This is a genomic window from Mycobacterium appelbergii, from assembly GCF_032883035.1.
Classification (GTDB): domain Bacteria; phylum Actinomycetota; class Actinomycetes; order Mycobacteriales; family Mycobacteriaceae; genus Mycobacterium; species Mycobacterium appelbergii.
This window is the reverse complement of sequence record NZ_JAMQTH010000005.1, coordinates 39,979-62,683: the sequence shown is the minus strand read 5'-3', so window position 1 is coordinate 62,683 and position 22,705 is coordinate 39,979. Positions and strand designations below refer to the sequence as shown.

Annotated in this window: 24 protein-coding genes; 4 read left to right on the top strand and 20 right to left on the bottom strand. The window is 66.0% G+C overall.

Going from position 1 to position 22,705, the window contains the following annotated elements; all coding sequences use genetic code 11:
• Positions 1-10: 10 nt before the first annotated feature.
• Entirely contained in the window at positions 11-886 is an 876-nt protein-coding gene (locus M1247_RS12755) for an NmrA family NAD(P)-binding protein (protein WP_317156707.1), read from the bottom strand.
• Positions 887-1,005: 119 nt separating this feature from the next.
• On the opposite strand from M1247_RS12755, the gene M1247_RS12750 reads away from it, so the two are divergent.
• Positions 1,006-1,299, top strand: coding sequence for an ArsR/SmtB family transcription factor (locus M1247_RS12750; RefSeq protein WP_317156706.1), 294 nt, complete (start codon positions 1,006-1,008; stop codon positions 1,297-1,299).
• Here the strand turns inward: M1247_RS12750 and ligD are convergent.
• Complete coding sequence (ligD, locus tag M1247_RS12745) at positions 1,296-2,540, bottom strand: non-homologous end-joining DNA ligase (protein WP_317156705.1); 1,245 nt, start codon at positions 2,538-2,540, stop codon at positions 1,296-1,298. The genes M1247_RS12750 and ligD overlap by 4 nt on opposite strands.
• Before the next feature lie 54 nt (positions 2,541-2,594).
• On the opposite strand from ligD, the gene fadD2 reads away from it, so the two are divergent.
• Positions 2,595-4,274, top strand: coding sequence for a long-chain-fatty-acid--CoA ligase FadD2 (gene fadD2 / locus M1247_RS12740; RefSeq protein WP_317156704.1), 1,680 nt, complete (start codon positions 2,595-2,597; stop codon positions 4,272-4,274).
• A gap of 100 nt (positions 4,275-4,374) precedes the next feature.
• Here the strand turns inward: fadD2 and M1247_RS12735 are convergent, their stop codons facing one another.
• Genes M1247_RS12735 through M1247_RS12725 form a run of 3 tightly spaced genes read right to left on the bottom strand, consistent with a single transcriptional unit; the run spans position 4,375 to position 8,020 of the window.
• A complete protein-coding gene (locus M1247_RS12735; RefSeq protein ID WP_317156703.1) occupies positions 4,375-4,857 on the bottom strand; it encodes a hypothetical protein in 483 nt (160 codons plus the stop codon).
• Positions 4,858-4,913: 56 nt separating this feature from the next.
• Positions 4,914-5,240, bottom strand: coding sequence for a hypothetical protein (locus M1247_RS12730; RefSeq protein WP_317156702.1), 327 nt, complete (start codon positions 5,238-5,240; stop codon positions 4,914-4,916).
• Positions 5,241-5,287: 47 nt separating this feature from the next.
• Entirely contained in the window at positions 5,288-8,020 is a 2,733-nt protein-coding gene (locus tag M1247_RS12725) for an AAA family ATPase (RefSeq protein WP_317156701.1), read from the bottom strand.
• Between the two features lie 228 nt (positions 8,021-8,248).
• On the opposite strand from M1247_RS12725, the gene M1247_RS12720 reads away from it, so the two are divergent.
• Complete coding sequence (locus M1247_RS12720) at positions 8,249-9,031, top strand: SDR family NAD(P)-dependent oxidoreductase (protein WP_317156700.1); 783 nt, start codon at positions 8,249-8,251, stop codon at positions 9,029-9,031.
• Between the two features lie 8 nt (positions 9,032-9,039).
• Here the strand turns inward: M1247_RS12720 and M1247_RS12715 are convergent, their stop codons facing one another.
• The 14 genes from M1247_RS12715 to M1247_RS12650 form a co-directional block, all read right to left on the bottom strand.
• Positions 9,040-9,354: a hypothetical protein gene (locus M1247_RS12715; RefSeq protein WP_317156699.1), complete on the bottom strand. Its 315-nt coding sequence runs from the start codon at positions 9,352-9,354 to the stop codon at positions 9,040-9,042.
• Entirely contained in the window at positions 9,354-9,629 is a 276-nt protein-coding gene (locus M1247_RS12710; protein WP_317156698.1) for a hypothetical protein, read from the bottom strand. Before M1247_RS12710 ends, M1247_RS12715 begins: the two co-directional genes overlap by 1 nt.
• 64 nt (positions 9,630-9,693) lie before the next feature.
• Positions 9,694-10,668: an ABC transporter substrate-binding protein gene (locus tag M1247_RS12705; protein ID WP_317156697.1), complete on the bottom strand. Its 975-nt coding sequence runs from the start codon at positions 10,666-10,668 to the stop codon at positions 9,694-9,696.
• A gap of 33 nt (positions 10,669-10,701) precedes the next feature.
• On the bottom strand, positions 10,702-11,754 hold the full coding sequence (locus M1247_RS12700) for an ABC transporter permease (protein ID WP_317156696.1): 1,053 nt from the start codon (positions 11,752-11,754) through the stop codon (positions 10,702-10,704).
• On the bottom strand, positions 11,751-12,527 hold the full coding sequence (locus M1247_RS12695; protein ID WP_317156695.1) for an ATP-binding cassette domain-containing protein: 777 nt from the start codon (positions 12,525-12,527) through the stop codon (positions 11,751-11,753). The genes M1247_RS12700 and M1247_RS12695 overlap by 4 nt, the downstream gene beginning before the upstream one ends.
• A complete protein-coding gene (locus tag M1247_RS12690) occupies positions 12,524-12,838 on the bottom strand; it encodes a hypothetical protein (protein ID WP_317156694.1) in 315 nt (104 codons plus the stop codon). Before M1247_RS12690 ends, M1247_RS12695 begins: the two co-directional genes overlap by 4 nt.
• Entirely contained in the window at positions 12,835-13,554 is a 720-nt protein-coding gene (locus M1247_RS12685; RefSeq protein ID WP_317156693.1) for a hypothetical protein, read from the bottom strand. The genes M1247_RS12690 and M1247_RS12685 overlap by 4 nt, the downstream gene beginning before the upstream one ends.
• Complete coding sequence (locus M1247_RS12680; RefSeq protein ID WP_317156692.1) at positions 13,547-14,404, bottom strand: BtpA/SgcQ family protein; 858 nt, start codon at positions 14,402-14,404, stop codon at positions 13,547-13,549. The genes M1247_RS12685 and M1247_RS12680 overlap by 8 nt, the downstream gene beginning before the upstream one ends.
• The gene (locus M1247_RS12675; protein WP_317156691.1) at positions 14,401-15,327 is read right to left on the bottom strand and encodes a carbohydrate kinase family protein; all 927 of its coding nucleotides are present in this window, start codon (positions 15,325-15,327) and stop codon (positions 14,401-14,403) included. Before M1247_RS12675 ends, M1247_RS12680 begins: the two co-directional genes overlap by 4 nt.
• Positions 15,324-16,076 (bottom strand): GntR family transcriptional regulator, encoded by a 753-nt coding sequence (locus M1247_RS12670; RefSeq protein ID WP_317156690.1) that lies wholly within the window; start codon positions 16,074-16,076, stop codon positions 15,324-15,326. Before M1247_RS12670 ends, M1247_RS12675 begins: the two co-directional genes overlap by 4 nt.
• A 119-nt stretch (positions 16,077-16,195) precedes the next feature.
• Positions 16,196-18,388 (bottom strand): acyl-CoA dehydrogenase family protein, encoded by a 2,193-nt coding sequence (locus tag M1247_RS12665; protein ID WP_317156689.1) that lies wholly within the window; start codon positions 18,386-18,388, stop codon positions 16,196-16,198.
• Positions 18,389-18,472: 84 nt separating this feature from the next.
• Complete coding sequence (locus tag M1247_RS12660; protein WP_317156688.1) at positions 18,473-19,462, bottom strand: 2-hydroxyacid dehydrogenase; 990 nt, start codon at positions 19,460-19,462, stop codon at positions 18,473-18,475.
• Positions 19,438-20,580, bottom strand: coding sequence for an alpha/beta hydrolase (locus tag M1247_RS12655; RefSeq protein WP_317156687.1), 1,143 nt, complete (start codon positions 20,578-20,580; stop codon positions 19,438-19,440). The genes M1247_RS12660 and M1247_RS12655 overlap by 25 nt, the downstream gene beginning before the upstream one ends.
• Positions 20,573-21,205, bottom strand: coding sequence for a TetR/AcrR family transcriptional regulator (locus tag M1247_RS12650; protein WP_317156686.1), 633 nt, complete (start codon positions 21,203-21,205; stop codon positions 20,573-20,575). The genes M1247_RS12655 and M1247_RS12650 overlap by 8 nt, the downstream gene beginning before the upstream one ends.
• A gap of 93 nt (positions 21,206-21,298) precedes the next feature.
• Here M1247_RS12650 and M1247_RS12645 point away from each other — a divergent pair, with 93 nt between their 5' ends.
• Positions 21,299-21,898 (top strand): VOC family protein, encoded by a 600-nt coding sequence (locus M1247_RS12645; RefSeq protein ID WP_317156685.1) that lies wholly within the window; start codon positions 21,299-21,301, stop codon positions 21,896-21,898.
• Here the strand turns inward: M1247_RS12645 and M1247_RS12640 are convergent.
• Positions 21,868-22,704, bottom strand: coding sequence for an SAM-dependent methyltransferase (locus M1247_RS12640; protein ID WP_317156684.1), 837 nt, complete (start codon positions 22,702-22,704; stop codon positions 21,868-21,870). The two genes, M1247_RS12645 and M1247_RS12640, sit on opposite strands and share 31 nt — an antisense overlap.
• Position 22,705 lies beyond the last annotated feature (1 nt).

The window sequence follows — 22,705 nt, the reverse complement described above, 5'->3', positions numbered from 1 at the left end:
TTGACGAACCTCAGTATGCAGTACCCGGTTCCGGCCACCAGTCGGAGCGTTCGATGGGGTTTGCGGGGTTGCCGGTGATCCTGGCGACGACGTCCGTGATTGCCGAGACATCGCCGCGGGCGATGGCCTGATACCACGAGATCCACGCCTCGATCTGGTTCCCGCTGATCCCGAGCTTCCAACGACGGCTGAATGCCTCTTCGAGCGTCTCGGCGTGATAACGGTACGGCCGCCCTGTGGCACCGGCGATCCTGGCCACTGCCTGTTCCAGCGTGAGCAGTTCCGGTCCGGTGATCTCGAGAATCTTGCCGTCGTGTTCGGTGCTCGAATCCACCGCCACGGCGGCGACGACGGCGGCGATGTCGCCATGGGTGACGAACGCAGCTTGTCCGGTTCCGCCCGGTCCGCTGATCAGGAGATTCTCATCAGCGAGGGCAGCGGGCGTCGCAGCGTAGAAGCCGGCACGGAAGATCGTGTGGCGCGCACCTGTCCCGGCGATGAACTGCTCGGTCAGCCAATGATCGCGGGCGTTGCGGTAGGTCGCCACGGGTCCCGCGCCGAGCAGCGAGACGTAGAGGACCCGTTCCACGCCGGCGGCAAGACCCGCCTCGACTGCGGACGCATGTTCTTCCAGGCGCCTGCCCGTCGGATGCCCCGAAATCAAGATCAGGGTCGATGCGCCTTCGAGTGCTCGGCGCATGGCCGCGGTATCGGCATACTCGGCTGGGCCGCGACGTTGCGCTCCGGTGAGTTCCGGAAGGCCAGTTGGATTGCGCGCTACGAGTAACTGGGGCGTCCCGTGGCCGGCGAGGGCGGCTGCGATTCGGCTACCCAACGCCCCGGTGGCGCCGGTGACGGCGATCGTTCCATTGTTGTGTCCGCCCATGGGCCTCTCCATTCCCGCGCGTCGACGTCACCGGAAGGTACGATGACATTCGTACACAAGATTAACCACATGACAGGTACGACGCAAATCGTACCTTTGTGGGGATAGGTTGCGCGGCAGTGGAATCCGATATGACGTTGGGCGTGGTGCTCGCGGCGTTGGCCGACCCTCACCGCAGGCGCGTTGTCGCCGAGCTCGCGGAGGCGAGTTCCGACCTCGAACGCACCTGCTCGTCGTTTGCGTTACGCGTGACGAAGTCCACTGCCACCCACCATTTTCGAGTTCTCAACGAAAGCGGGCTCATCCAGCTGACCGATTACGGCAACCGCAAAGGAGTATTGCTGCGGCGGGCCGAAATCGACCGGCAGTTTCCGGGGCTCCTTGCCCTGCTGGTGACAGAACGGTCCGGCTAGCCGCGACGCCACTGCCCGCCGGAGTAGTGCTCCCAGGGGTTGTAGTCGGCGATCAGTTCTTCCTGTGCGGGCCGATCCGGTTCCGGCACATGCTCCAGATTGATCCGGACGCGATACCAGATCGAACTCGGTCCGCGCATCCCGTCAACCAGGACATCGACCGGTTCGAGTCGCTGTGCCACCGCGGGATACCGTTCGCGCCAGACGTCGAGCGCCGCCATCGCCTCGTCGCGGGTCTTGGTGCGGGCGACCTCGATCAACGGCATCGACGATTGCCTGCGCCCGTCCCGGGAACTGCCCTTGGGCGCTTTCTCCGCGGGGCCGAGTTCGGCGGCCAGCTCCAGCAGCGATTCCAGGCCTCCGGGTGCATCGTCCATGCCCACCCACGGATCACCGAACTCCGCCAGCCGGCCGGGCACCGTGGCGACGGTGAACTGCTCCGGACGACAACTTCCCACTTCATCCCATCGCAACGGGGTGGACACCCGCGCATCGGGCGTCGCCCGCACCGAGTAGGCCGAGGCGACGGTGCGGTCCTTGGCGTTCTGGTTGAAGTCGACGAAGACCCGAGCGCCCCTCTCTTCCTTCCACCAGCGGGCCGTCGCCAGGTCCGGCGCCCGGTGTTCGACCGCACGGGCCACCGTTTCGGCAGCCAGCCGGACCTGCTTGAACGGCCACTGCCGGTGGATGCGGGCATAGATATGGAAGCCACGGGAGCCCGAGGTCTTGGGCCAGGCGGTCAGGCCGTGATCCTCCAGCACCTCGCGGGCCACCAGCGCCACGTCGAGAATCTGCGCCCAGTCGACGCCGGGCATGGGGTCCAGGTCAACCCGCAACTCGTCGGGACGGTCGAGGTCGTCGGCCCGCACCGGATGCGGGTTGAAATCGACACAACCCAGGTTCACCGCCCACGCCAGCCCCACGGCGCTGCGGATGACCGCTTCTTTCGCCGAGGTTCCGGACCGGTACTTCAGTTCGGCGACGTCGACGTAATCGGGCCGCTTCTCGGGCGCCCGCTTCTGGAAGATGGCCTCGGTGGCGATCCCCTTGACGAACCGCTTGAGGATCATGGGGCGGTCGTAGACCCCGCGTAATGCGCCGTCGGCAACCGCGCGGTAATAGTTGATCAGGTCCAGCTTGGTGAGGCCGGCACGGCCGTCGTACTCAGGGAAAACCACCTTGTCCGGGTTGGTGACGGACACCTCCGAGCCGTCCCACTCCAGCGACAATGCACCGGCCATCACCTCATCGTAGTTATCTCCCCGGGTGCGATGGCCGTCACATATGGTTGCGTCATGCCAAGTCTGTCTGACCTGCCGGCGCAACTGGCGGCGAAAGCCAAGCTGTATGCCGACCGCGGTGCTGCCGAACTGCACTACGCCCGCAAGATGTTCGAAGCCGGCGCGCTCAAACTCGAGGCGCCGCAGCATATGGCCGCGATGCTGGCCGATATCCGGCGGTGGGGTGAACTTGGCATGATTCCCGCGCTCAATGCCCGTCGCCATCCGCACCGCACCGCGGTCATCGACGACGAGGGCGAGCTGACGTTCGGCGAACTCGACGTCGCTGCCCACAAACTCGCCAACGGGTTGCGGGCGATGGGGGTCAGGGGCGGTGACGGCGTCGCCATCCTGGCCCGCAACCACCGCTGGTTCCTGATTTCGGTCTACGGCGTCGCCCGAACAGGCGGCCGCATCATCCTGCTCAACAGCGAATTCTCCGGTCCGCAGATCAAAGAGGTCGCGGCGCGCGAAGGCGCGAAGGTGATCATCTACGACGACGAGTACACCGCCGCGGTCGCGCAGGCCGAGCCCGAACTGGGCAAGCTACGCGCGTTGGGAACCAACCCGGACACCGATGCCCCGTCGGGCAGCACCGACGAAACCCTGGCCGAACTCCTCGCGCGCAGCAACAGCGACCCGGCGCCGAAAGTGACCAAGCATTCGTCGATCATCATCCTGACCAGCGGCACCACCGGCACGCCGAAGGGGGCCAACCGTGGCACCCCGCCGTCTCTGGCGCCGGTCGGCGGTGTGTTGTCACATGTGCCGTTCCGCGCCGGCGAAGTGACCTCGTTGCCTGCGCCGATGTTCCACGCGCTCGGATTCCTGCACGGCACCATCGCGATGATGCTGGGTTCGACGCTGGTGCTGCGCCGCCGCTTCAAGCCGGCCACCGTGCTGGCCGACATCGAAAAACACAAGGTGACCGCCATGGTGGTGGTGCCGGTGATGTTGTCGCGACTGCTGGACACGCTCGAGGAGACCCAACCCAAGCCGAACCTGTCCTCGCTGCGGATCGTGTTCGTCTCCGGCTCACAACTGGGTGCCGAATTGGCCACGCGCGCAATGAAAGACCTCGGTCCGGTGATCTACAACCTGTACGGCTCAACCGAGATCGCGTTCGCCAGCATCGCCCGGCCGAAGGACCTGTCGATCAACCCCGCCACGGTCGGGCCGGTGGTCAAGGGCGTGCGGGTGCGGATCATCGACGACAACGGCAACGAAGTGCCGCGCGGTCAGGTGGGGCGGATCTTCGTGGGCAATACCTTCCCGTTCGAGGGCTACACCGGAGGTGGCGGCAAGCAGATCATCGACGGGTTGCTGTCCTCCGGCGATGTCGGCTACTTCGACGAGCACGGCCTGCTCTACGTCAGCGGCCGCGACGACGAGATGATCGTCTCCGGTGGCGAGAACGTGTTCCCCGCCGAGGTCGAGGACCTGATCAGCGGGCATCCCGAGGTCATCGAGGCGACCGCGCTCGGTGTCGACGACAAGGAGTGGGGCGCGCGGTTGCGTGCCTTCGTGGTCAAGGCCGAGGGCGCCAGTGTCGACGAGGACGCCATCAAGACCTATGTGAAGGAGCACCTGGCCCGCTACAAGGTGCCGCGTGAGGTGGTCTTCCTCGACGAACTGCCCCGCAACCCGACCGGCAAGATCCTCAAGCGCGAACTCCGCGACATCGCAGTCGAGTAGGTTCCCCCTCTTTTTCCCGGCGAGAAGACAGTCCGGTACCCGTTTGAGCGTGTTTTGCAGTACCGGACTGTCTTCTCGCGAGGGGAAGTGGGCCGGCAGATCAGCAGAACGGGCCAAGGCCCGGCGGGATCAACCCGGGTGCGGGGTTGGCCCCGAGGCACGGCGGCGGTGCCGATGCCGGCGACGGTTGGGGCGCATTGGCCGCTTTGCGGGTCGCCGCGGCGGCGTTGTCTGCCGCCGCCGCACTGCGGACAGCCGGTGTCACGCACACCGTGTCGCCCCCGATGGCCTCCCGCCAGACGAAGCCCTGCTTGCAGGTGTCCGCGCCGTAGGCTCCGCCGTTGGGTTCCTTGTTCTGGGCGGCGGCCTGATTCTGCGCAGCGGTGCTGCTGCGTACGTCCGGGGTGACGCAGACCGTGTCGCCCGGCCCGGCCTCCCGCCACACGAACCCTTGAAGACAGGTGTCGGGCCCGTACGGGAGCGGATCGGCGACCGCGATGGCCGGCCCGCCGATCCCACCGAGGGCCAGCACCAGCACCGACAGCGGTACCAGCTTGGAATGCTTCGCAAGCGTGCGTGCCATGGTCGTTCTCCTTCCGGTGGATCCGCCAGTTGGCGTGCGGTCCGATTGCGTCGACGTTATGGGCCGCGCGTCGGCGAGGAATCGGGTGTTTCCCTACGAGGACCGGTGAGGCGGGAGGCGACGGTGAGCCGCTGCGGTGGCAATCCGGCCCGGTGACAGGCCTGGGCCACCAGCTGTGCCGACGCGGCGGCGAAGACACCGAACACGACCTCGTCGCTGGGTACTGCCAGGGTCATGAGCAGCCGAACGGCGGTACCGTCGGCGGACATCGACGCCGCACATTCGTCGAGCTTGGCCGCCGCGCGATCGAGTTGGTCGTCGGTGAGAGCGGCCTGGTACCACTCGGCGAGATAGCACGGTTGGCGCGGCCCTGGGGTACCCACCGCCTCGACGCTAGGGCGTTGCGGCGCCGCAGGAATCGGGTGTTTCCCTACCCGTCAGGCCGGGCCATCCGGTGGCCGAGTTCGGCCCGTGAGTGGATGGCGAGCTTGCGGTAGATGCGAGCAAGATTGGCCTCGACCGTTTTCGGGCTGATGAACAGCGCCGCCGCCACCGCGCGGTTGGTCAGCCCGGAGGCCGCCAGCTCGGCGACCCGGTGTTCGGACGGGGTCAGCTCGGAGGTTCGTGTCGGGTGCACGTTGACGCGGTCGAGTTCGGCGCGGGCGCGGTTGGCCCACAGCGGCGTGTTGAGCCTTTCGAAGACGTCGAGTGCCTCGTGCAGCGTGGTCGACGCGGCGTCCTTGTGCAGTTGCCGACGCTGGAGCCGGCCGAGCAGCAATTGGGTGCGTGCCCGCTCGAAAGGCATTGCCAGACGGTCATGTTCGGTCGCCGCACGGCGGGCGGCCCCGGTAGCCGCGTCGAGGTCGCCGTGCGCGGCCAACAGCATCGCCCGGCACCGGGCCGCGACAGCCAACATCCACGCCCGATCCAGCCGGGCGCCGTTGCGTTCGAGAAGTTCGATGCACGGCAGTGCCTCGTCGAGCCGGTCCAGGTGGATCAGCGACTCGACGATGTCGGGCAGAAATGACGCACCGATGATCTCGGTGGACTCAGGTCTGCTCGCGAGAACCCGCAGCAGGGGCCGCAAGGTCTCCACTGCGGCCGCATAATTGCCCAGCGAGACTTCCAGGAACCCCAATGCGGTGACCGGCCACTCGGCCAGTCGGTCAGAGCTGCACCGCTGCCCGGCCTCCAGCCCCTCGGCGACGTCACGGCGTACCTCGTCCTCGCGACCGGCATATGCACCGACGGTCGCACGGACGGTCAGGGCGACGAACAGCGGAAGATCACTGTTGAGCTGCATTGCTCGTTCCACCGCGTTCTCGGTCACCAGGGCGGCCTCGGCGAAGTCGCCCCGCCAGATCGCGATGAGGACGGTGTGAAAGTCGACGAACACCAGCTCACCCTCCTCGCCGCGGTCCATGAATCGGCGCCGGACAACGCGCATGGCCCGGTGCGCCTCCTCGAGCCGGCCCGTCCAGGCCAGCAGCAGGGCGTGCTGCACACCCGGGCTGAAGGCGCTGGAGACGTCCGCCTCCGGGTCCTCCAACTCGCACGCTCGTAGAATGTCGGCCTCGCCGAGGCCGTCACCACGCATGAAGTGCAGCATCACCCGCATGCCGAGCGCCTGACTCAGAAGATGCAGATGGCCTAGGCGCTGCGCCTCGACGACGGCTTCCTCAGCACGTAATTCGGCGGTGTACGGCTTGCCTGCATTGACCAGAGCGAAAGACATCGCGATCAGCGTCTGAACCAAAAGTGCGCCGTTGTCCCCGATTTCGTGGAAAACCGTCTCGAGCAGCGCGGCGGCGTCGAGGAAGTTGTGATTGAGCATGCGGACCATGGCCAAAAGGTTCGCGGCTTGCGCCCGCAGCATGCCGGGCGGGAGCAACTCCATGGTCTGCTCGAGCATCGCCCCAGCGCGTGCAGGGGAGCCGGCCTCGAAGTGCGCTCGTGCTGAACGGATCTGACGTTCCGGTGTCTCACCACCGAGGTCGATGGCGAGGTCGAGCAGTTCGGCGGCCGCCGCCGGGGCGCCGCGCCTGCGCGCGGTTTCGGCGGCCGCGTCGAGGGAGGCCAACGTGGCCGGATCGCCCACAGTGGCGGCCAGTGCCAGATGCCGGGCATGCAACTCGGGTTCCTCGACGACCTCGGCAAGCCGGCCGTGCATGGTCCGCCGGCTCCCCGGGGTGGCCCCGGTGTAAACGCCCCTGGCCAGCAATGGATGGACGAAGCGCAGCCGGTGTCCTTCGACGGTGACGATGCCGGTGCTCTCGGCATCCGCAAGCACGGCGATGAGCTGTTCGGCGGTCATGTCGGTTACCCCGGCCACCAACTCGACCGTCGGTGTGGCCAGACAGGCCATCGCGAGTAACGACTCCCGGGCCTCGTCGCCAACACTGCTGATCCTGGCGCGCACCAACTCGGCGAGCGTCGGCGGCAACGGCGAATCCAGGCGCATGGTCTCGCCGTCCATCGCCCGCGCCAGTTCGAGCCCGTAGAACGGGTTGCCGCCGGATATCTCATGTATCCGGACCATCGCCGGCCGGGAGAAGGATCGTCCCAGCCGTGCCGAAAGAACGGCATGTAATGCGCCGATGCTCAACGGATGCAGCATGATCCGCTGCATCGCGGCCGGCGTGGATAGCTGCAACCAGGATGGATCGCAGCCGCCTTCGTGTTCGGTGCGAAGGGTGCCGAGCACGCCGACCGGCCCGGCGATCCGGCGCGCCACGAACGCGATGACATCTCGGCTGGAGGGGTCGAGCCACTGCATATCGTCGATGGCGATCAGGACCGGGCCCTGATCAGCGAGGTACTCGACGACCGACAGGAAACCTGCGCCCACGGCGCGCCGATCGGTGGTGCTGTGACCGGCATCGGCGCGCAGCAGCACCAGGTCCAACGCGCGATGCTGTGGCACAGGAAGCGCGGCCAACACCGCGGCGTCGATCGTGCCGAGCAGGTCGGCCAGTGAGTTGTAGGCCAGCACGGGCTCGGCTTGCGCGGGCCGTGCGGACAGTACCCGGACCCCACGCTCACCGGCCTGCCCTACGACGGCGAGCCAACGCGTGGTCTTACCGATGCCGGGTTCACCCTCGACCACCAAACCGGACGGGCGCACGCCGGCCGAGTTCAGAAAGTCAGTGGCGTCGGCCGGCATCCGGACACTCCCTAAGCCTGGTTTCCAGATGGTAACCGGCGAAAAGAGGTTTGCTGACAACTTTGGTATCCGTCGAGTGGGCGTTTGTACCGGTGTCAAATAGCCACGCCATGCCCCACTCGGCGTCCTGGATGGAATGTCGAGAAGTCAGACGGGGAAATTGCTGACGAACGGAGCCCGGGGGAGTGTCAGGGAATAGTCGGGGTTGCGCGGTCGTCATACTGGCTTATGGACATCGACCTGACTGGAAAGACTGCGCTCGTCACCGGTTCCACCCAGGGCATCGGGCTGGCGATCGCCGAGCAGTTGGCCCGCGCCGGCGCACGCGTCGCGATCAACGGACGTACCGGATCCCGCGTCGATGAGGCGGTCGCCACGTTGAGTGCATTCGATGTCGTCGGTGTCGCAGCCGACGTCGCCACCGAGGACGGGACAGCCGCGCTGCTGCGCCAGTTGCCTGCCGTCGACATCCTGGTGAACAACCTCGGCATCTTCGGGGCGGTGTCGGCACGCGAGATCACCGACGAGCAGTGGCGCACGTACTTCGAGGTGAATGTCCTTGCTGCCGTGCGGCTCATCCGCAGTTACCTGCCCGCCATGGCGGACAACGGCTGGGGCCGCATCATCCAGATCGCCAGCGATTCGGCCATCGTCATACCCGAGGAGATGATCCACTACGGGGTTTCCAAGACCGCGCTGCTCGCGGTATCCCGCGGTTTCGCCAAGGACGCCGCCGGAACCGGTGTCACGGTCAACTCGGTGATTGCCGGACCGACGCACACCGCGGGGGTCGAGGACTTCGTTTACGAACTCGTCGACAAGTCACTGCCGTGGGATGAGGCGCAGCGGGAGTTCATGCGCAAGCATCGGCCTCAGTCATTGCTGCAGCGGCTGATCGAGCCGGAGGAGATCGCGAACATGGTCACCTATCTGGCGTCACCGCTGGCTTCGGCGACCACAGGCGGGGCCGTTCGCGTCGACGGCGGTTACGTGGACTCGATCCTGCCCTGAGCGGACCCCTAAGCGGACAGCGCGAAGCCCGGGACCGCCAGGCACACCAGCGACAGCGCCAGCAGGAACCATCCGGCTCCGTGCCAGATCGGCCAGGTGCCCTCGGCTCGCCAGACCTGGTAGGTCCTGACGAACGCGCCCACACCGCCGACGAACAGAATGGTGGGAACAAGGATCGCCGAGACCACCGAGTGGTCCCCGATCAGCGCGAACGACGCGAAAGCGATGGCTGCCAGCGCAATGACCACCAAGGCATAGGTCACCGCCGATCGGAAGGTCTGCGGGTCGTGCCAGCGCTTCTCGACGTCGTTGGCCATGATCATCAGGGTCCGTTGACGTACCAGGCCAGGCACCCGGGCTTGTCCCTGCAGGCGATGATCGCCCCGGCATCGGGGGCGGCGCCACGCACCTTGGGCGTCTTCCTGGGCGGCAGGTTGCAATTCACGACGTAGGGGTTCCACGGAATCACGCCGTTTACACATGGCTGCGCCTGAGCGGTCGTCGGGCTGTTGTTCAGCACAGCCGACGGGGCCGCGATCATGGCGAACGCCATGGCAGCCGTGCCTGTGATCCGTACGAGGGGCCTATAGATCTTCATTACCCATGCCAACCATTTATGATCACCGCCTATTTCGACGGTACGCCCTCATGGTGAGGAGAGATCAGCAGTTGGCTTTGTATTCGTACTGGTCGGCCTTGTCGACGTCGCCGGTGCGGATCGTGATCAGGTCGGTCTGAATCTCCTGATCGACGTCTTGGCCGTCGATGATTTTTTTCGCGGTCTGCATGGCGACGCGTCCCTCGGTGGTGGGGTCCTGCGCGATGAGAACCTGGATGGCACCGTTTTTGAGCGCGTCCACCTCGGCGGTGGCAGCGTCATAGGCGACGACTTTGACATCGCCGGTCTTGCCTGCCTGCCGCAGTCCGGTGATGACGCCGATCGCGCCCTGGTCGTTGGTCGCGAACACCGCCTTCAAGTCGGGGTGCGCCGCGAGGGTGGCGGTGATGATCTGGGCGACCTTCTGTGGGTCGTTCGACGCGTATTGAGGTCCGAGGTATTCGATGCCCTGGTGCGAGGCGATCTCTTTCTCGAACCCTTCGACACGCTGGTCCTGTCCGCTCGAGCCGGGCGGTTGGGTGATGACGAGGACCTTGCCTTTTCCTCCGATGAGAGTGTTGACTTCGCCGGCGGCGAGCCCGCCGCCTGCGACGTTATCGGTGGTGATCGCGCTGTCGACGATGTCATCGCGGGACAGTGTCTGGTCGACGGTGATCAGCCGCGTCCCGTTCGTGACGAGGTTTCCCAGTGGTGCGCCGAGCGCCTGCTCGTCGGTGGGGACAACGGCCGCCACACTCGGCCTGCTTGCGGTGACCGCATTGACGATCGGGACCTGCGCGTCTCCCGAGAACTGTGCCGCCGCGCTGACATCCAGGTTCAGGCCCAACTTGTTGGCTTCATCCTTGGCGCCGCACGCCATGGCCTCGTAGAACGGGCTGCCACTCGTGCCGAGGACGAGCGCGACATTATTGCCACCCACCGGTGAGCCGGAGCCGGCCTGCGGACTCGATCCGGTTGTGCATCCGATCAGCGTGCCCGATGCGAGTAGGGCGATGGGAATGAGCAGTCGTTGTTTCATTGCGGTTCCTTACGGTCGGTGGGGCACGAGCAATCAGAGACGGGTGTTCTTGTGCCGTTTGGCCTGGTCTATCCAGACGGCCATGATGAGCACCGCGCCCATCGCCACCGTCTGCCAGAAGGGCGGGATCCCGAGGATGATGAATCCGTTGAGGAGCACGACCGGGATGAAGACGCCGATGACGGTTCCCGGGATGGTGCCCACACCGCCGAACAGGCTGGTTCCGCCGAGCACGACTGCGGAGATGGTGGCGAGGTTGTCCTGGGTGTGACCCGCGATCGTGGTGGTGGAAAACCTGGCGACTGCCATCATTCCGGCCAGCCCGGCCAGCGCACCGGCGATCGCGTACACCTTCAGCAGCTGGCTCTGCACCTTCACTCCCGAGCGCCTGGCGGCTTCGGCGTTCGAACCGGTGGCCAGGGTCCAGGTGCCGAAGCGGGTCTTGCGCAGCGCGAAGCCGGCGGCGACGGCCACGGCGGCGGCGATCAGGACCAGCACCGGGATACCGGCGAACTTTCCGGAACCGATCACCGTGACAAGCTTTTCCGGAACACCGCGCACATCCTGACCATTGGTGAGCAACTGAGCGGCGCCCAGTGCCATGCCCATGGTGCCGAGCGTGACGATGAGGGCAGGTATTCGAGTTCTCGATACCAGAAGGCCGTTGATGACGCCCCACAGCGCCCCGGCCGCGACCGCCACGACCGCTCCCACCGCGATGACCAGCCATCCCGCATCGGTTTGGCCGTAGGTGGCGGTCGATTCCCCGGACAGGGCGAGCATGGTCAAAGTGCTGACGACGGAGGAGAATACGAGGACAGACCCCACTGACAGGTCGATGCCGGCAGTCATGATGACGAAAGCCTGACCCACCGCGAGGACCAGCAGGATCGCAGCGTCGATCGCCAGCGTGGTGAGGTTGAACGGTGTCGCGAACTGGCCGGGCCGAATCAGCGTGAAGGTCGCCAGCATCGCCACCAGCAGAATGAGGATCCAGCCACTTCCGAGTAGATGCTTGAATCGAGCTGATGCGCTGAGTGTTTCGACATCGGGAAGTACCGCTGACGGCGGGGCGGTCTGTGTCATTGTTCTCCGTCTTCCTTCGCGGCAGCAGGGTCACTCGTCATGGCGGCGACCAGCTTCTCGACCGTGCTCTGGCCTCGTTCGAATGTGGCAACCCGCCGCCCGAGCCGCAGTACCTGAACAGAGTCGGCGACGTCCACCACGTGGGTCATGTTGTGTGTCACGAGAATCACGGCCAGGCCGCGTTCCGCGACGGTTCGGACAAGACGCAGAACTCTGTCGGTCTGTACGACGCCCAGCGCGGCCGTCGGCTCGTCGAGAATGATCACCTTGTCCGCCCACGCGGCGGCGCGTGCGATCGCGATGGATTGGCGCTGGCCGCCGGACAACGAACCGACAGGTACGTTCATCGACTTGAGATTCACGCCGAGGCGGGAGAATTCCTCACGGGCCGACGCAGCCATCCGCTTCCGGTCGGTGATGCCGAGCAGGCGCCCGAGGCGGCCCTTCAGCAGTTCCCGGCCCAGATAGAAGTTCTCGGTGGGGCCTAGGTCCGATGCCAGGGCCAGGTCCTGAAAGACCGTCGAGACCCCGAGATCCTGCGCCGCACTGGGCGAGGCCATCGTCACAGCTTTGCCGTCGAGGAAAATGGTTCCCGTGTCTGGTGTTTCCGCTCCCGACAGGATCTTCACCAGCGTCGACTTGCCTGCACCGTTGTCGCCGATGAGTGCGCACACCTCGCCGGCTCGTACCTCCAGCTCGGCTCCCTGCAGCGCGGTGACGTGACCGTAGCGTTTCGAGATGCCCTCGGCGCGAAGGGCTGGCGCAGCGCTCACGCCTGCCCCGAATCTGCCGGGATGGTGACACCGATCTGGTTGGCGAAGGCAAACCATACTGCGTAGTCGGCGGCGACTTTCCGTTCCCAGAAACCGTGGATGTCCTCCGGTGTGGCGAACTTCCAGATATCCACGGTGGCGAAGTCGCTCTGCCCGCGTACGGCGTAATTCCCCACATGGACGGCGCCGTTCGCGGTGGCCTGTTCCTCGACCGCCGACCATCGGGCGAGCAGCGCATGCTGTTCGTTTTCGGGTAGCCGGTACCAGTTGCTCCTGGGGCGGGCGTGATGGATCCAGAGGGTGTCATTCATTCGATGGCTCCGAAGTAGTCGGCCGCCGAGCGCCTACGCCCGACGTAATGCCTGGAGGTGGTGAACATGAGGTCGGCGACCTCTTCGTGGACCGCGATTCCGTTGGTGATGTGCCCGAAGGTCGGCGCCTCCCATATTCCGAGGTGGTGCCAGGTCGATTGGGAGTCCAGGCGGTGACGTCCCGCAATGCTGACGCCTGAGTCGATGTCCGACCGGAACGCCCGGTCGCAGTCAATGTCGTACTCACGACGCTGCCCCGGGGTCGCCGCCTGCCAGGCGTCGTTCCATTCCCACAGGGCGAACATGTTCCATGGAGCGGTGGGATCGCGACCCTTGCTTGATTGCACCGGTTTGAATTCGCGGCGGCCGATGTTCCATTCGGTATGGAAGAGCGTCGACCAACCCGCTTGTTGGAGACGATCGACACCGTTGTAGGCCGTTGACATCGTGGGCGCTTCGAGCGCGAGAATGACGTCGATGTCATGGGCGAATCCGGTCTCGTACACCTCGGCTGGGCCCGTGTCGCCGAACATGCCCGCAACCGAGCCGCTCCATCCTTCCGTTCGGAGCGTCTCGATCAGTGCCAGAACAGAATTCGCCGCACCCCGGGAAGCCGGGCCGCGAAGCTGGTGTCGCCGGCGCGACAGTCCGAGGACGACAGTCTGTTCGACGCTGTCGAGCTCGAAGATGTCGGTGCCGACTGTCGGATCAGCCATCGGAACCTCTCCGGAATTCCCGTGCCGCAGTGACGAGCTGCTCCACCCGACGCTGGTCGACCGGATTCCACCAGTGACCGTCGACTTTGAGCCACTGGCCGACGATGGCACCGTCGGCCACGGTGAACAGCGTGGCCAACTGCTCGGGGTTCATCCCCGAGCCGACGATGACCGGTAACTGTGTGCCTTGTCGAACTTCTTCGACTTCGCCGGGTTGGGTGGGGGAGCCGGTACGGGTACCGGTTGCGATGAGCACGTCCGCCAGGTGCCACTCCGCATCGGCTGCCTGCTCGCTGATGCTGCGGTCCGCAGTGATGGCGTGTGCACCGAATTTCACGTGCACATCAGCGAGCACCTTGATGTTGCGCGCGCCGATTGCGTTGCGGTACCGGAGTGCCCGGGCGGCGTCTCCGTTGAGAAAGCCTTCGTTGGCGACGTAGGCGTTCGCCCACTGGTTCACCCGAACCCATTGTGCATCCATGGCTTTCGCTACAGCGAAGCCGGGTATGGCGCCGTTGGCCACGCAGGTGATACCCAGTGGCACGTCGACGGCGTTGCGGATCTCGGATCCTGCGGCCGTCAGGCCGGCAACCGTCTCTGGCCCGATGTCATCGGGACGCAGGAATGGCTGGTCACTCGCATTCTCGATCATGACCCCATCGATTCCTCCGGCCGCAAGAGCTTTCGCGTCCCGCACACCCGCGGCGTAGATGTCGTGGACATCCTCGCCGTCGTACAGGGGCGATCCCGGTAGCGGCCGCAGATGAACGACACCGATGATCGGATGGGTTTCGTCGAACAATGCCCCGAGTGCGCTCGGTTTCTCGGGCATGACGACAGGTGCGGTCAAGGTGTTGCCTTTCTGTTGATGCGGTTGCCTCGGAAGGTGGCGAGCTCATTCCGGTCGGGATACGACGGGTACGTGCCGAGTCGTTGAACGCTGTATGTGGCTGCCGTGACTGCGATTTCAGCTGCCTCGAGAGGGCTGTGGCCGACCATCCGCTCAGCGATGTACCAGCCGGCGAAAGCGTCCCCGGCTCCGGTGGTATCGACCGGATCCTGCGCGAGTTTCGGAGCGTTGATGATGTGGGAGCCATCCGACGTGTTGATACGGACCCCGTCGGCATCGAGCGTTTCGATGACCTCACCCTCGACGAGGCCGATCAGCCAGTGCAATCCGTCAGGTGGGAGTTTCGACCTGGCGCGCCTGTTGACCATCACGGCCGCACATCCCTGTAGTACCGGTGCGAGTTCGGATACATCGGCTGGAATCGTCGCCGGTTCGAGATCGATCGACAGTCGGATGCCTGCCTGTCGGCATCTGTCGGCCAGTTCGAGTCCGGCGGTGAGGTCATACAGCGCTGTATGCACCCAACCGACGTTCTCGAGTTGGATGGCTCGCACTGCCGCGGGCGACGGGTACATCGCGGCCCCGGGCGCCAAGAAGAGCCGTTTCTCGCCGCCGGATCCGTCGGTGAGCACGGTGACTGCACGAGAGGATTTGCCGCGCAACCGTTCTGCGGTCACCGTCAGCCCGGTTTCTTCCAGTCCGGTGACGATTTCGGTGGCGGCGAGGTCATCGCCGGTCGCGGTGCAGATCTCCGCGGGGGCACCGGTACGGACGAACGCCATCGCGGAGTTCGCGGCGACGCCGCCGGGGCCGTCGACCAGGTGGTTGACCACGACCTTCTCGTCGCCGTCGGGTAGACGCTCCGCGACGATGCAGGTGTCCCAACTGGCATCTCCGACGAACAATGCGCGCAGGGCCGTCACGGTCGCACGAGTTCTATGCGGTAGCGGTACCGGTCCGCGCGGTACTGCCGCTCCACGTACTCCACGGGCGCTCCGTCTGCAGCGCGCGCAATTCGAGTGGCGAACAGAAGGGGGCTTCCGACGGAGACGTCGAGCGCCTCTGCGATGTGATCGTCGGCGATGGCGGCTTCGATGATCTCGGTGCCGCCGGCAATCCGGATTTCGTGGACCGCCTCAAGCCAGCCGTACAAGGACTTGGCCAGCAGTTCGTGGTTGTCCACCGGCGTCTTGGCGGGCACGACCGCAGGTGACAGCCAGGACGCGCTGAGTCCGATGGCAGAGCCGTTGGCGAGAAGGAGTCGTTCGACGCTGAGTGCTGGTTCGCCTGCGAGGCGGCCGAGCGCGTTGGCGGCCTCGGGCGACATTTCGTCGATGCGCACGCGCAGCGCGCTGTAGCCGGGATCGAGACCCCGGCTCCTCATGTCCTCCGAGAAGCTGGTCAGCAGATTCAGTGGCAGTTCCACCTTCGGCGGCAGGACGGTGGTGCCCTTGCCTGACCGGCGCAGGACCAGACCTTCGTGCTCGAGCTGGTTGAGGGCGTTTCGCGCGGTGGACCGGCTGACCCCGAAGCGTGCGACGATCTGGGATTCCGAGGGCAGGACTTCGCCTTCGAGAAACTCCTCGGCGTCGATCGCGGCCCGGAATCGGTTCGCCAATTGCACCCACAAAGGGATGTTGTGATCGAGGAGATCCTCGGTGGACCATGACATGGGTCACAAACGTACGAACGTTCGGTCCATTCGTCAACAGGAAGATCGTGGTCCCAGAATGAAGCGAGGGTCGTTACCGCATGGCGGCAACGACCCTCGCTTCAGTTTCGGCGCGGTGGTTACGGATCGCGGGGCAGCCCCAGCAGGCGCTCGGCGACGATGTTGAGCTGCACCTCGGTGGTGCCGCCGTAGATCGTGGTGGCACGGCTGGCCAGCAGGTATTCCGCCCACCGGCCGGGCTCCTGCGCGCCGTCCCCGACCGCGGCGTCGGTGCCGAAGGAGGCCACGGCGAACTCGGCATAGCCCTGCCCGGTCTTCATCGACAGCAACTTCGATATCGCCGCCGCAGGCATCGGGTCCCCGCCTGCCAACGTCAGCAGGGTGGACCGGAGGTTGAGCACCTTGGCGGCGTGGCCCTCGGCGATCAGCCGGCCGGCGTGATTCTGCTCGATCTGGTCGAACTGCCCGTCGCGCAGGAACTGCACGAACTGATCCAGGTTGGCAAGAAACGGCGGTTCGCTACTGCCGATGGACACCCGCTCGTTGGTCAGGGTGTTGCGGCTGACCTCCCAGCCCCGGTTTACCTCGCCGAGAACCATCGAGTCCGGGACGAACACGTCGTCGATGAACACCGTGTTGAACATCGCGTTACCGGTCAGCTCGCGCAGCGGCTTGACCTCGACGCCCGGCGCTTTCATGTCCAGCAGGAAGTAGGTGATGCCCTGGTGTTTCGGTGCGCTCGGATCAGTGCGCGCCAGCAGTGCGCCCCACGCCGAGTACTGCGCGCCGGTGGTCCAGATCTTCTGCCCGGTGATCCGCCAACCGCCGTCGACCTTGGTGGCCTTGGTGGTCAGGCTGGCCAGGTCCGAACCCGCTCCGGGCTCGGAAAACAGCTGGCACCAGATCATTTCACCACGGAAGGTGGGCGGCAGGAAGCGTTGCTTCTGCTCGTCGGTGCCGAACGCGACGATGGACGGGATGATCCACGCCGCGATCCCCATCTGCGGACGCTTCACCCGACCGGCGGAGAACTCCTGGGCGATGATGATCTGCTCGATCGGCGCGGCGGCCCGGCCCCACGGTTTGGGCAGGTGAGGCTGTACCCAGCCGGCCTCGGCGATGGCGACGTTGCGCTCATGGCTCGGAATCTCCTTGAGGGCAGTGACTTCCGCACGGATCTCGGCACGCAGTTTCTCGGTGTCGGGGTCCAGATCGATGTCGACGGGCCGCATTCCGGTGGCCGTGGCGGTGTCGACGACCTGCTGCGGGTAGTCGGCGGCCCGGCCGAAGCCGGCAGCCAGCACCAGGGCGCGCCGGTAGTAGATGTTGGCGTCATGTTCCCAGGTGAAGCCGATGCCACCGTGCACCTGGATGCAGTCCTGGGCGGTGTGCTGGGCAGCGGCAGGCGCCAATGTGGCAGCCACCGCGGCGGCGAACTCGAAATGTCCTCCGGAAGAACCGCTCTCGCGGGCCTCGTCCAACGCCCGGGCGGCGTCCCACACTGCCGCGGTGGCCCGCTCGGTGTCGGCGGCCATCCCGGCGCACTTGTGTTTGATCGCCTGGAACTGGCCGATCGGCCTGCCGAACTGTTCCCGGATCTTGGCGTATCCGGCCGCGGTGTCGGTGGCCCAGCGCGCGACGCCGATGGCCTCGGCGGACAACAGGGTGGACATCAATGCGCGCGCCAATGGACGGCTGAGGTTGGACAACACCCGATCCTGGCCGACCTCGACCGCGTTGGCACGGACATGGGCCAGCGGCCGCAGCGGGTCGACGCTTTTGACCGGTTCGATCTCGAGCCGGTCAGCATCCAGGACCACCCACTCCTCGCCGGAGTCGATCGCCACCGGCAGCACCAGGATCGAGGCCTGCGCGGCGGCCGGAACCGCGCGCGCCTCGCCACGGATGACGAGGCCGTCCCCTTGCCGCGTGGCGGTCAGCCCGGAATCGAGGGCGTATGCGGCGATGACGTCGCCGGAGGCCAGTTCGTTGAGCACCTTGGCGTCGGGGTCGTGTGCACAGATCAGGGTACTGGCGATCGCCGAAGGCACGAATGGCCCCGGCACCGCGCCGTACCCGAACTCGGCCAGGACGATGGCGAGTTCGAGGATGCCGAAGCCCTGTCCGCCAACGGATTCGGGAAGGTGTACACCGTGCAACCCCTGATCGGCGGCGGCTTTCCAGTATGGCGGCGGATTGGAGATCGGGGTTTCCAGTGCCTCGTGGAGCACCTCTGACGGTGCCACCCGGGCCACCAGTGACCGCACCGAATCGGCCAGGTCGTTGTGCTCAGACGTGATCGCAATGGGCATCCGTTACCTCCATGGGGCACTTCCCGATTAACCGGTCGGTTGGGATCGAGGGTACCTCGGGGTGACCGGGGCCACTCCCGCGGCCTAGGTAACTTTGTTCACTACGTTCATCAGTGGTTCGCCATCGCGGATCCGCCGGCAGTTGTCGACGGCTTCGCGCAGGTAGCGCTGCATGGTGTCGGCGGTGTACCAGCTGACGTGCGGCGTCAGCACCACGTTGTCCAGCGCGAGCAGTGGATGGCCTGCGGGCAGCGGCTCGGTGTCGAAGACGTCGAGACCGGCGGCCGCGAGCCGGCCGGTACGCAGGGCGGCGATCAACGCGGGCTCGTCGATGATCGGGCCGCGGGCGGTGTTGACGACGACCGAGCCGGGCTTCATCAGCGCGAACGCGGCCTCGTTCAAGAGCCCACGGGTTGCCTCGGTCAACGGTAGATGCAGTGAGACGATGTCACTGGCCCGCAGCAGATCTGGCAGGCTGCGCCAGCGCGGATGACCGGTGTCGGAGCTGGAGGTGTGCAGCACCCTGGAAGGCTCGGTGCCCATGGCCATGACGATCGACTCGACGCGGTGTGCGACGTTGCCGTAGCCGATCAGCCCGACAGTGCACCCGCCGATGTCGCGGACGGTTTCGCCCAGGCTGGGATCTGACGGCCAGCCCCGCCCGGCGCGGGTGGCGCGGTCGAGCTCACGTAGCCGACGGAGTGCGGCGAGCATCAGCAGTACGGTGCCCTCGGCGACCGAGGCGGCATTCGCGCCGGGCATGTTGGCGACCAGGATGCCCAACCGGGTGGCCGTGTCGACGTCGATCGTGTTCACCCCCGCGCCCATCTTGTGCACGAGTCGCAGACGCAGACTGCGCTGCAGGTCGTCGCCGGACACCGGCCGCAGTACATGCCAGAGCACCTCGGCCTCGGGCAGCTCGGCGAGGAAGGTGTCGTCGTCGTTCTCGGCGCAGAATCGGACGTCGAGCCAATCCTGGTGTGGTGCCAGGAAATCCAGTACTTTGTCACCGGGGGTGAAGTGGGCGAGGACCCTGATCGGGCCCGGATTCACCGCCACCGCTTGGCGATCCATGCGGCGATGGTATCGGCTTGCTCGCTGCGTGCACCGGGAGTGGTGAAGTAGTGATCGGTGTCGATCGAGCGCTGCGACTTGTCGGAACTGGCCAGCGCATCAAAGATCCGTTGTGCGTCGGACGGATACACCCCGGTGTCCTGATCGGCGTTGATCACCAGCGCCGGGCAGTCGATCCGGGCCAGGTGCGGCTCGGCCCTGGTCTGCGCATGGCGCAGGCTCCACATGCCGACCCAGTTGCGCAGGGTGGTGGCGGCGGCGATGCCGCGCGCCGACCGGTTGGCCTTGACCGGAACCCCGGCGTAACACAGATTGGGTTGCCGTCGCGTCGGTTCGATGTTCGGATCGACCATCCGGGGGTCGGCCCAGGTGCGCATCACCGTAAACGGCCGGTCCGAATAGCCCGCTTCCCGAATATGTTTGAGTTCCCGAACGGCCCATTCGGTGATGGCGTGGTTGCGGGCTACCTGCGCGGCGCGGTACCGCGTGACGAAGTCCGTGGAGTAGGGCGGTCCGTTGCGCTCGCTGAACAGGTCGAGGTCGGGATCGGTGGCCACGGCGTCGTTCTCGTCGACGACCGAGGCGTCCATCCACGCGGTCAGCACGTCCGGGCGCCCCGGATGGGCAGCGCTGGCGACGTAGCCGTCGGCGCTGGGCAGTTCCCCGAGTCCCGCCGCAGGCCGCATGCCTTCCAAAGGGGTGACGTGAGGGTCCACGGCCTGGGCCTGATATGCCGCCATCAGGGAGCCTCCGCCTGAATTGCCGAGCAGCACAACGGTTTCGATACCCTGCGCCTCGCGCAGCCAGCGCACCCCGACGCCGATGTCAACCAGCGCGTGGTCCAGCAGGAAGCTGCTCTCGAACCCTCGGAAGCGGGTGTTCCAGCCCAGGAACCCGATGCCCCTGGTGGCCAGGTAATCGGCCAGATAGTGCTCCGAGAAGTCGATCTGATAGTGGGTGGCGATGACTGCGACCTTCGGTTTGCGGCCCACCCCGCGGTAATAGATGCCCTGACAAGGATGGCCGCCCGCGCCCGCCCGGCGTGCCGTCGGGGATTCGAGGCCGACGAATTCGCGCGCGACCCCGGCGGCCGCCGACGACCCGGATGTCCTACTCATGTGCGCGCGGCTCCTTGTGATAGATGGTCCGGTAGAAGATGTTGGCCAGCGTGGTCGTGCATGCCGCGTCGTCGACGTCGGCCGCATTGCCGCCGGAGAGCTTGGCGTAACAGAACTGGTTGAGCATGGACACCAGGGCGAGCGCGGTCAGGTGCGGATCGTCGTCGGGGCAGAAGCCATGACGCTGGGCATGTTTGATCATGCCGGTGATCAAACTGATCGGCAGTTCGCAGATGTCGGCCCAGTACTGGGCGAAGTCGTCATTGACCATCGCCAGCTGTGACACGCTGATGATCTCGGCCAGGCGGTGCCGATAGGTCTGCCAATGCGCCGACACGGCCTGGTACGAGCGTTCCCAGTTGGTCAACCCCGGCTCGGCGACCGCCGCTGCGCGTTCGCGGGCCTCATCGCGGAACCGCAGCGCCCACTCACGGACCATCGCCTCTTTGGAGTCGTAGTAGTTGTAGAACGACGCCGTCGAGCGGCCGGCCTCTGTTGCGATGTCGGAGATCGTGGTGGCCAGGATGCCCTTGCGGGCGATCACATCGCGGGCCGCCGCGTCGATGGCGGCCTGCGTCTGGCGCCCGCGCGCGGTCGGCAACTGCTCACGGGGGCTGACGGTCACCCGGCTCCTTCGGTCATTGATCCAACCTGAATCTGATGTTAGATTCAGATTCGCAACTGCGCCAGTTTTCGGTCGCATCGGAGGTGTCACGACGTGATCAAACCCAACTATCCCAATTCCGAGTTCGAGCTCGGCGGTATCAACCATGTGGCGCTGGTGTGCTCGGACATGGAGCGCACGGTCGACTTCTACAGCAATGTGCTGGGCATGCCGCTGATCAAATCGCTCGATCTGCCCGGCGGCATCGGGCAGCACTTCTTTTTCGATGCAGGCAACGGTGACTGCGTGGCGTTCTTCTGGTTCCGCGACGCACCGGACGGGGTGCCAGGGGTATCGGCCCCTGCCGCCATCCCCGGCATCGGGGAAATCATCAGCGCCACCGGTTCGATGAATCACCTCGCGTTGCATGTCCCGGCCGAGAAATTCGACGAGTACCGGCAGAAGCTCAAGGCCAAAGGGGTCAGGGTCGGGCCGGTGCTCAACCATGACAACAGTGAGATGCAGGCCTCACCCACCGTGCATCCCGGCGTGTACGTCCGCTCGTTCTATTTCTTCGATCCGGATGGGATCACCCTGGAGTTCGCCTGCTGGACCAAGGAATTCAGCGACGAGGACCCGAAGGCGAGCCCGAAGACCGCGGCCGACCGCCGCGTGCCGAAGGATCAGCCGGGCTTCGTCGCCTCGACAAAATAACCGCGCGGCACATCGGGCACGTCGAGCGGCACCACGGGAGCGAACCACCGGTTCCATGCGGTGCCCGGTTCGGCCACATCAGTGACGACGGCCGACCATCCGAGGGATTCGCTGAGGTCGCCGGGCGAATCGGTGCCGAACAGCCACGGAGCGCCGCTTTCGGCCATCGACGTGCGGAGCGCCGAGAGCATCACCGAGTCGAGCAGGACCTTGCCGACGACGTCGTACAGCAGCACCGAACCCGGCGCCGACAGTGCGTCGACGCGCTCGAACAACGTGCGCACTGCGCCCTCGTCGAGATACTGCAGCAGCCCTTCGATCAACCAGGCCGTGGCAACCTGCGGCTCAAAGCCGTTGGACCGCAGGACCTGCGGCCAGTCGCCGGCGAGATCGGTGCCGACGGCCACCCGCAGGCAGCGCGGCTCGTCGCCGTCGAGTAACCCGGCTTTCGCGTCGATCACCGCAGGCTGGTCCACTTCGTAGACCGTCGTCCCATCCGGCCACGGCAGCCGGTACGCGCGGGCATCCATGCCGGCCGCGAGGATGACGACCTGGCGGACCGATCGCACCGCGCGGAGCAATGCCTCATCCCAGAACCGTGTCCGCACCACGATCTGAGTCGTGGTCTTCTCGCCGGTCGCGGCGACCGCTTCGGTGAGTAGTCGCCGACCCGACTCGCCTGCCAGCTTCTCGGCGAACGGGTCGGCGAAAAGGCGGTCTTCGCGGGCGGTTTCCTCGGCGCGGATGGCGGCGACGAGTAATCCGGTGTCGGCTACGGCTTGTCCTGGGGCTCCGGAGTTCTCCATG

Coding starts and splice junctions, on each gene's coding strand:
- M1247_RS12700 (WP_317156696.1), bottom strand. CDS start 11,754: ATGACACAGACCGCCCCGCCGTCAGCGGTACTTCCCGATGTCGAAACA.
- M1247_RS12660 (WP_317156688.1), bottom strand. CDS start 19,462: ATGGATCGCCAAGCGGTGGCGGTGAATCCGGGCCCGATCAGGGTCCTC.
- M1247_RS12640 (WP_317156684.1), bottom strand. CDS start 22,704: ATGGAGAACTCCGGAGCCCCAGGACAAGCCGTAGCCGACACCGGATTA.
- M1247_RS12710 (WP_317156698.1), bottom strand. CDS start 9,629: ATGAAGATCTATAGGCCCCTCGTACGGATCACAGGCACGGCTGCCATG.
- M1247_RS12690 (WP_317156694.1), bottom strand. CDS start 12,838: ATGAATGACACCCTCTGGATCCATCACGCCCGCCCCAGGAGCAACTGG.
- M1247_RS12720 (WP_317156700.1), top strand. CDS start 8,249: ATGGACATCGACCTGACTGGAAAGACTGCGCTCGTCACCGGTTCCACC.
- M1247_RS12665 (WP_317156689.1), bottom strand. CDS start 18,388: ATGCCCATTGCGATCACGTCTGAGCACAACGACCTGGCCGATTCGGTG.
- M1247_RS12685 (WP_317156693.1), bottom strand. CDS start 13,554: ATGGCTGATCCGACAGTCGGCACCGACATCTTCGAGCTCGACAGCGTC.
- M1247_RS12705 (WP_317156697.1), bottom strand. CDS start 10,668: ATGAAACAACGACTGCTCATTCCCATCGCCCTACTCGCATCGGGCACG.
- ligD (WP_317156705.1), bottom strand. CDS start 2,540: ATGGCCGGTGCATTGTCGCTGGAGTGGGACGGCTCGGAGGTGTCCGTC.
- M1247_RS12735 (WP_317156703.1), bottom strand. CDS start 4,857: ATGGCACGCACGCTTGCGAAGCATTCCAAGCTGGTACCGCTGTCGGTG.
- M1247_RS12755 (WP_317156707.1), bottom strand. CDS start 886: ATGGGCGGACACAACAATGGAACGATCGCCGTCACCGGCGCCACCGGG.
- fadD2 (WP_317156704.1), top strand. CDS start 2,595: ATGCCAAGTCTGTCTGACCTGCCGGCGCAACTGGCGGCGAAAGCCAAG.
- M1247_RS12670 (WP_317156690.1), bottom strand. CDS start 16,076: ATGTCATGGTCCACCGAGGATCTCCTCGATCACAACATCCCTTTGTGG.
- M1247_RS12655 (WP_317156687.1), bottom strand. CDS start 20,580: ATGAGTAGGACATCCGGGTCGTCGGCGGCCGCCGGGGTCGCGCGCGAA.
- M1247_RS12715 (WP_317156699.1), bottom strand. CDS start 9,354: ATGATCATGGCCAACGACGTCGAGAAGCGCTGGCACGACCCGCAGACC.
- M1247_RS12725 (WP_317156701.1), bottom strand. CDS start 8,020: ATGCCGGCCGACGCCACTGACTTTCTGAACTCGGCCGGCGTGCGCCCG.